Origin of the sequence: uncultured Ruminococcus sp., from assembly GCF_937915125.1 — a bacterium.
In the GTDB taxonomy this organism is placed as follows: domain Bacteria; phylum Bacillota; class Clostridia; order Oscillospirales; family Ruminococcaceae; genus Ruminococcus_C.
Window position 1 is genome coordinate 25677 of sequence record NZ_CALDMP010000009.1, and the last position, 8397, is coordinate 34073.

General features: G+C 49.9%; 6 protein-coding genes. 2 read left to right on the forward strand and 4 right to left on the reverse strand.

What is annotated here, in order from left to right; genetic code table 11:
- Window positions 1-176 precede the first annotated feature (176 nt).
- Window positions 177-1103 carry a PP2C family serine/threonine-protein phosphatase gene (locus tag Q0418_RS00890; protein ID WP_298481658.1) on the forward strand — a complete coding sequence of 309 codons (927 nt, stop codon included), beginning with the start codon at window positions 177-179 and terminating at the stop codon, window positions 1101-1103.
- A gap of 92 nt (window positions 1104-1195) precedes the next feature.
- On the opposite strand, the gene pyk is transcribed toward Q0418_RS00890, so the two are convergent.
- The 3 genes from pyk to Q0418_RS00905 form a co-directional block, all read right to left on the reverse strand.
- A complete protein-coding gene (gene pyk, locus Q0418_RS00895) occupies window positions 1196-2614 on the reverse strand; it encodes a pyruvate kinase (RefSeq protein WP_298481659.1) in 1419 nt (472 codons plus the stop codon).
- 168 nt (window positions 2615-2782) lie between these two features.
- Entirely contained in the window at window positions 2783-3589 is an 807-nt protein-coding gene (locus Q0418_RS00900) for an amidohydrolase family protein (protein WP_298481660.1), read from the reverse strand.
- Window positions 3590-3636: 47 nt separating this feature from the next.
- Window positions 3637-6000: an ATP-dependent helicase gene (locus Q0418_RS00905; protein ID WP_298481661.1), complete on the reverse strand. Its 2364-nt coding sequence runs from the start codon at window positions 5998-6000 to the stop codon at window positions 3637-3639.
- 389 nt (window positions 6001-6389) lie between these two features.
- Between Q0418_RS00905 and Q0418_RS00910 the strand changes: the two genes are divergently transcribed.
- The gene (locus tag Q0418_RS00910) at window positions 6390-7367 is read left to right on the forward strand and encodes a hypothetical protein (RefSeq protein WP_298481662.1); all 978 of its coding nucleotides are present in this window, start codon (window positions 6390-6392) and stop codon (window positions 7365-7367) included.
- A gap of 48 nt (window positions 7368-7415) precedes the next feature.
- Here the strand turns inward: Q0418_RS00910 and Q0418_RS00915 are convergent, their stop codons facing one another.
- Window positions 7416-8285 carry an ATP-binding protein gene (locus tag Q0418_RS00915; protein ID WP_298481663.1) on the reverse strand — a complete coding sequence of 290 codons (870 nt, stop codon included), beginning with the start codon at window positions 8283-8285 and terminating at the stop codon, window positions 7416-7418.
- Window positions 8286-8397 lie beyond the last annotated feature (112 nt).

The following is an 8397-nucleotide window of genomic DNA, read 5'->3' on the forward strand; positions in this document are numbered from 1 at the left end:
GAATTTCTTCTCAAACTGTGGCATCTGAAAAAAATGACAGGCGCAGGCAGAAAATTTCCGCAAAGGTGTTTACTTTTCCCGCAAAATATGATAAGATAAAGAGGGAGTGCTCCGAATGTAATTCGGTAGGGCTTCCGATTTTTCCATGCCTATTTTCTGAATGAGGAGATTCTGTGATGTTTTTCAATCATAAAAATACAGATCAAAATCAAAATCCATTCTTTTACTATGGCGGAAATTACCCTGGGGAAACATCTGAACCATTTTATCACACCGGTGTGACAGAATATCAGCTGCGTGTCTCGGTGTCCACGCACATCGGAAAGGTGCGGGGCAATCACGAGGACAACTTTTATCTGGAAGGCTTGTACATGAACGATATCTTCCGGAATGACTTTTCTGCAACCTATACCATTCGCCATGCGGACGGTATGAGCTTTGCAGTTTTTGACGGAATGGGCGGCGCTGCGTATGGCGAAGTTGCATCTGAGATCGCAGTACAGACTCTGCGGAAATATGAGAAAAAGCTGAAATATGCAGACGGGACACGAATGCTGGATCAGCTTGTCTCTTCTTACACCACAGAAGCAAATAATGCAGTCTGTGCCATGCTCACAGAAAAGCACTGTATCAGCGGCGGCACGACCTTTTCCATGCTCTACTTTCTGGGCGATGCTGTAAAGCTGTATTATCTCGGCGACAGCCGGATCTACCGTTTCAAACAGGACGGACTGACCCGGCTCACAAGGGATCATACCGTTGCAAACCAGAAAGTGGATGCATCAATTTATACAGAGGAAGAAGCAAAACGAAGTCCCGATCAGCACCGCCTGACGCTGTTCATCGGCTCAGATCGCAAAAAAGCAGGGTTAAATGCGGACAGCAGACCCCCAATCCCACTGGAAGTGGGCAGCAAATTTGTGCTCTGTACCGATGGATTGACGAATATGTGCAGTGACGATGAGATCTTCGATCTGCTCTCCCAAAATTATTTCAACGAAGCCGCAGTGCTGGTACAGGCTGCACTGCAAAACGGCGGTTCTGATAACGTTACCTGTATCGTTCTGGAAATTTTACCGGCAACGCCGGAAGAAGACGTTTAAATGGTTTTTCCGGGAATCTGTCATAGAACAAAAATGCGCACAGTGCTTATCATCTGCACTGTGCGCATTTTTTATCATTGGGAACATAATTGTCAGATACGTTCTACCTTCATCATATTCGTGGTATTGGAAACGCCTACCGGTGCGCCGGCAGTGATCACCACAATATCCCCACGGTTGACAAAATCGGACTGTATCGCTGCATGGAGAGATGCATCGAACAGGGCATCTGTATTGGATACCTCGTCTACCAATACCGGATATACACCCCAGCTCAGGTTCATCTGACGGCGGACACGCTCGCTGACGGTACAGCTGATAATGGGACAGGACGGGCGATATTTTGAGATTTCCCGTGCCGTTACGCCGGACATGGTCACCGTCACAATGGCAGCGGCATCCAGATCATGGGCAGTGGTTACTGTCGCATGGGCAATGGCATTGGCAATATCGTCATTTTTCTTGGTACGGCTTGCAGAGTGCATTCCCTTGTAGTCAATGTCATCCTCTGTGGTGCGTGCGATCAGATCCATAGTGCGGACAACCTCTACCGGATATGCACCGGCAGCAGTTTCACCGGAAAGCATAATGGCACTGGTACCGTCATAAATCGCATTGGCGACGTCGGTGATCTCCGCACGTGTGGGACGGGGATTGGAAATCATGGACTCCAGCATTTGTGTGGCAGTGATCACCTGCTTGCCTGCCTGATAACCCTTGCGAATGAGTTCCTTCTGTACCGACGGAATCTGCTCAAAGGGAATCTCTACGCCCAGGTCACCACGGGCAACCATGATACCGTCAGATGCCTCCAGGATCTCGTCAATATTCCGCACGCCTTCTACATTTTCGATCTTGGCTATGATACGCACATCAAACCAGCCCAGGCTCTGCGTATATTTCCGCAGATAGTCAATATCCGCAGAAGTCCGGACGAAACTTGCGGCAATGAAATCGAATCCGATCTTTGCAGCAAATTCCAGGTCATTTTTGTCACTCTCGCTGAGGTACGGCATGGACAGCTGTACGCCCGGCACGTTGATACCCTTGTTATTGGAGAGCACGCCGCCGTGAATGACATGGCAGACTACTGTTGTTGCAGTGACCTTTTCCACGACCATTTCAATGACACCATCGTTGACCAGAATATGCACACCCGGCTTCACATCACGGGGCAGATTCTTGAAGGAAACGCTTCCCACCTTGTCATCGCAGAGTACATCGTCTGTGGTCAGCGTGTAGGTATCCCCTGTCTCAATGGTCACGGACTTGTCATCCACAAAGCGTCCCAGACGGATCTCCGGGCCTCTGGTATCCATCAGTGTGGCAATGGGCAATCCCAACTCGTCACGCAGACGCACGATCTGCTCAAAACGGCGCTGGTGTGTCTCATGGTCACCATGGGAGAAATTGAAACGAGCCACGTTCATGCCGGCAAGCATGACCTGACGCATAATGGAATCGTCATCTGTTGCCGGGCCGATGGTACATACGATCTTGGTTTTTCTCATAATATTCACGCATCCTTTTTCTCATTTTCAAAAATTTTCTTTGCCTTTATCAGTATACCACAAAAATCCGAAAATGAAAAGTTATTTTTATGGGAAGATTTTTTGTTTTTTCTTTGTATTCGTAACCCTAAAGAGCATATTTCTTTCAAAATACAGTCAGGAGCCGGGTCAAGCCCCTTCTTTCAGCCAGTTTGTTAAATTATCCGAAAGGATCATACGATTTTCCGCATCGGACAATCCCAGTGCGAAAAATCGCTCCAATTCCTCCCCGTAGTCCCACATGGGATAATCTACCCCGAAGAAGCAATTCTCCGCACCGAAATGGTCGATCAGCTTCTGTATCTCTTCCGCCGGCAAGAACGGCAGGCTGCTGCTGGTATCGAAGCGGAGCCGTTCATCGGGCTGTAAGATCTCGTGAGCCTCTTTCCAGCGTCCCCAGCCGCCGAAATGGGCTGCAATGATACGCAGCTTCGGGAACTGCCGCAGTACCATAGCAAGCCGGTAAGGATGGGACAGATCCGACCGGGAATCTCCCATGTGCATCAGAATGGGCAATCCGGAGCTTTGTATCATATCATACATAGGATATGCTGCCGGATCATCAATGGGAAAGTTCTGGAAATCCGGATGCAGCTTTATGCCGTGGAGCTGTAGTTTTTGCAGCTGTACAAAATCCTCCTCCATGGTCTCCGACCGGGGATGGAGTGTACCAAAGGCGGTGCACATGGGATATGCCGCCGCGCAGGATGCCAGAAAGGCATTGATGGAGTGCACCTGGGATACTGTTGTCGCCGGAGAGCAGACCAGAAAGCTGTCGATTCCGGCAGCAGCGCCGTTTTCCAGCATTTCCGAGACTTTCCCATGATACTGCATGGGCAGGTCGTAAAAGTGTGAAATGCCGTCTGTCGCTTTTTCCGCAATTTTATCCGGGAAAATATGGGCATGGGCATCTATGATATGATAACCATTTTTCAAGAAACATTCCTCCTGACTCTGGAGTTCCTCGCTCCTTAGAAGCTGATTTACGACAGCTTTTTAATCTTGGCATAATTCGCCATAAGCTTTTTGGTACCTACCTGGTCAAAACCCACTTCCAACATAGCATCGTTGCCCATCTTGGAAACAGATAGCACGGTTCCTTCCCCGAACACATTATGGTGCACACGATCGCCTACCTGAAAGTCCTTGGGGACAGCGGCAGGTTTTTTGCTCTTCCGGGTGGCAAGCTGTCTCTGGAGTGAAATGGACTGCACTGTATCCACCTGGGATTTTTCTTCCTGTTCGGGCTTTTTCATGGTGTAGCTGCTCTTGCGCTGAATCAGGTCTGCATCAATTTCCGTCAGGAACTGGGACGGCAGATTGCGCATGGTCATACCGAACAGCATACGGCTTGCGGCAGTACTGATGGTCAGCTTTTCCTTTGCACGTGTCAGTGCCACATAGGCAAGGCGGCGTTCTTCCTCTAGATCGCTCTGGGAATCCAGACTGCGCATCCCCGGGAACACGCCCTGTTCCATGCCCACCAGATAGACATTTTTGAATTCCAGTCCCTTTGCCGAGTGAATGGTCATGAGTATTACCACATCCTGTTCCGGCTCATACTTGTCCACGTCGGTATACAGGGAGATCTCCTCCAGGAATCCTCCCAGAGACGGCTCCTCTGTCTCGTTCTGATAGGACAGGATAGACGACTTCAATTCCTCGATATTTTCCAGACGAAACTCACCCTCATCCCCCATTGCCTGTAGCATGGCACGATAGCCTGTCTGCTCCAGAAGTACATCCAGAAACTCCTCCAGGGGCAGTTCCTGGGACGCTGCAATGAGTCCATCCCACATAGCGGCAAATTTCTGCAAGGCTGCCGCCTTTTTGGACAGCACCGGAAACTCGTCAGCGGTACGCATGACTTCCAGGGGTGACAAGTGCAGGTCACGGGTAATATCAATAATCAGGGACAAGGTGGCATCGCCAATACCACGCTTCGGCTCGTTGACGATTCGCTCAAAGCGAACCATATCGTTGGGATTTTCCACAATACTCATGTACGCTGTAATATCCCGGATCTCTTTCCGATCATAGAAACGGGTGCCGCCATAGATCCGGTATGGGATATCACTGCGCACCAGCATTCGTTCCAGCATATTGGACTGGGCATTCATACGGTACAGGATGGCATTGTCACCAAATGCGCCGCCTTCTTCTACATATTTCAGAATGGAATCCGCCACATATGCCGCCTCGTCCGATTCATCCGCTGCCTTATACCAGGTGATCTTTTCACCAGTACCCAGTTCCGTCCAGAGGTGCTTTTCCTTTCTGCCCTCATTGTTGGCAATAATACTGTTTGCCGCATCCAGAATCGTCTGGGTGGAACGATAATTCTGTTCCAGACGAATCACCTGACAGTCGGGGAATTCCTGTTCAAATCCAAGGATATTCTCGATAGTGGCACCACGAAAACGGTAAATACTCTGATCATCATCGCCCACAACGCAGAGATTGCCCTCAGCATGGGTCAGCAGGGAGATCAGCTGATACTGGGCGTGGTTGGTATCCTGATACTCGTCCACAAGGACATAGCGGTAGCGTGCCTGATACTTTTCCAGTTCCTCCGGGAACTGGCGGAACAGTTCCACAGTCAGGTAAATGATATCGTCAAAATCCAGGGCATTGGATTCCCGCAGCCGCCGTTGATATGCCCCATAGAGCTTTGCGATCATCATCCGGCGGTAGTCCCCTGCGGCATCCTCCAGCATTTGTGCCGGGGAGATCATGGCATCCTTTGCCATGCTGATCTCCTGGATGACACTGCGGGGCGGGAACTGTTTTTCAGAGACCTCGCTGTCTGCGATACAGGCTTTCATGAGCCGTCTGGCATCGTCTGTATCGTAAATGGCAAAGTCGCTGTCATAGCCCAGAAGAGAAATACTCCGGCGCAGGATCCGGACACATGCCGAGTGGAATGTGGATGCATGGATCTGCGCAGCTTCTTCCTCCCCCAGCGTTGCCGCAAGACGGGCACGCATTTCTCCGGCTGCCTTGTTGGTGAAGGTGATCGCCAGAATATTCCACGGGCGGATGGGTGCAACTGCAAGAATCTCCCGGAGCCGCTGGAGATCTTCCGGCTCTTCCCCGGAGATATACCCTTTCAGCCACGCAGCGTCCTCCTCAAAGAGATTGCCCTTTGCCTGGGCATAGCCGTCTCCGAAATAGATCATATTGACAATACGATGGATGATCGCAGTGGTTTTGCCGCTTCCGGCACCGGCAAGCACCAGAACCGGTCCGTTTACAGAAAAAACCGCCTGCTGCTGACGATCGTTCAGCCCATCAAAATATTTTTGAAACGCCTTTCGCTTCAGCGCAATGCATTCTATTTCTGTCATAATCCCTCTCCTCACTTTAAAAGCCGCACAAGCATATCGTGCAGCACCATCTATCACAATGTTTCTATTATACCATATCTTTGCCCGTTTGAAAAGACATTCCAAAATTTTTTCACATTTTCCGGCAGGAAGCCCGGAAATGCCGGCGTATCTATGGAAAGTGCACGGCGTCGCTGTTCATTTTATGCATGAAAAATAGCAGATATTTCTGTATTATTTCTAATTTTATTTCTATTTTTATTACCATATATTTTGAATTGACAAAATGTGTTTTTTCGGGTATCATAAAACCAATCATTCGCATTTGCAGGATGGTTCTGTTTACTGGTAAGGCTGCATATATATATAGAAATGTGTGTTTCACAGCGGACGACCAAAGGAGGAATTTCATGCAGATATGGAAGAAAACGCTTTCCGTGCTGACATCAGCCCTTTTGCTGTGCACCGGGTGGCAATATGCCGCTCACGCAGAAGAATTTATCCCCGGCGGCAGTGCAGCCCAGCCTGCCATTGCCGCATACGAGGACTGGATGCAGTTTGAAACGCCGGATACCAATACCCCGGCAATTGACGAGGACGGCTGTCTGAACTATGCCCTGGGGAAAATGAGTGTGCGCTATAATCTCCCGATACCCGGTGCGGATGCGCTGACGGATTCCTACACCTATTACACCACATTTGCTCAGACCATTCTGGAGCCGGGTATGCCCAAAATGCAGCGTGTGGCTGCGGCATATGCGGACTACCTCACGCTGGGTGAAACTGTCTGGCTCTCCGGCGGCATGGAAGAACGCATGGAACAGGCATATGCCGTCTGTGCCGCCAAGGGCGATGGTCTGGAGTGGAGCTATATTCTCCAAATGACAACTGCTTCAGGCAGCGATCACTACGTACTCGTGGATCGTGTCGATCTGGAAACCCAGCGGCTGTATCTGCTGGATTCCGGCTCCTGGTACATCGACTATCTGGGAGATGAAAAATCCACGGAAAAGGGGTATTTTATTACCGCCGTACACCCCTATCACATTCAGTCCGTCCCCGGCGATTTGGACGGCGACTTACAGCTTACCGCATCGGATGCAGAGCTGCTGCTCCGGGAAAAGGCATCCCCTGAAACCGAAAACGGCGATGCCAATCATGACGGCACTGTGGATACCGGGGATGTGGTATATATTGCACATGTGGCGCAGTATGATGCCATGGAAACGGCACAGTGCGCTTTGCAGTCGGACGATATTTCTGCTTCAGCTCCTCCATCCGAAGCAGAGCCGGAACAAGAGACACTCCCGGCACAGCCTTCTGTCGCAGGCAAATGGAACGGACAAATTTTCCAAAAACAGTTGGAACGAAACGGACAAATTCCGTAACACACAACGCAAAAACCGCCCTCTAACCCATTGCAGAGAGCGGTTTTGTTATTCCTGGGTATTTTCCCCGGCACGCAGGGCGGCTGTTCTGGCATCGTAATCGTCCAGAAAATGATGATACTCATCGCCCTCATGATAGGAAATGATGGTGCGCAGATTCACGTTGCACACGCTGTTGAAAATATTCTTTTCCACACCGGGATTGGTCTTTTTCAGCTGTGCGATCAGCGCCTTTGTCTCCTTGCGCTTGGACATGGTCTCCTGTTCGGGATGTTCCTTTGTCATTTTGCAGGCGCACTGAATGAAGTGCAGATCGTTGACCTCTGCCCAGCGGATAATATCCGCTTCCCGCATATAGTACATGGGGCGAATCAGTTCCATGCCGGGAAAGTTTGCGCTGTGCAGCTTGGGCATCATGGTCTGGGTCTGAGAGCCGTAGAGCATCCCCATGAGAATGGTCTCAATGACATCATCAAAGTGATGCCCCAGTGCGATCTTATTGCAGCCCATTTGCTGTGCCGCATTGTAGAGATGTCCCCGGCGCATTCTGGCGCAGAGATAGCAGGGATGGTGAATCTGCTTATCCACCACCTCAAAGATTCGCGTCTCAAAGGTATGCAGAGGAATTTGCAGTGTTTCTGCGTTCTTCTGGATCAGTTCCCAGTTTTCCTCAGCATAGCCCGGATTCATGCAGAGGAATTCGATTTCAAAGGGAATATCGCTGTAACGATGCAGATGCTGCATACATTTTGCCATGAGCATGGAGTCCTTTCCGCCGGAAATACACACAGCGATCCGATCCCCCGGCTTCACCAGCTCATATGCCTTTACACCCTTGATAAACGCATTCCAGATAGGTTTGCGAAAACGTTTGATAATACTCCGTTCAATTTCCTGACAGCGTGACAGATGTTCCATCTGCATCTCTCCTTTGCTTCTGCAATTTATAGGCAATGCCGCACAAAGATTGCACGTTAGATGTACTCTACGAGCATAAACTTTGTCAGATTTTTCGTCAGATGAAACAAAA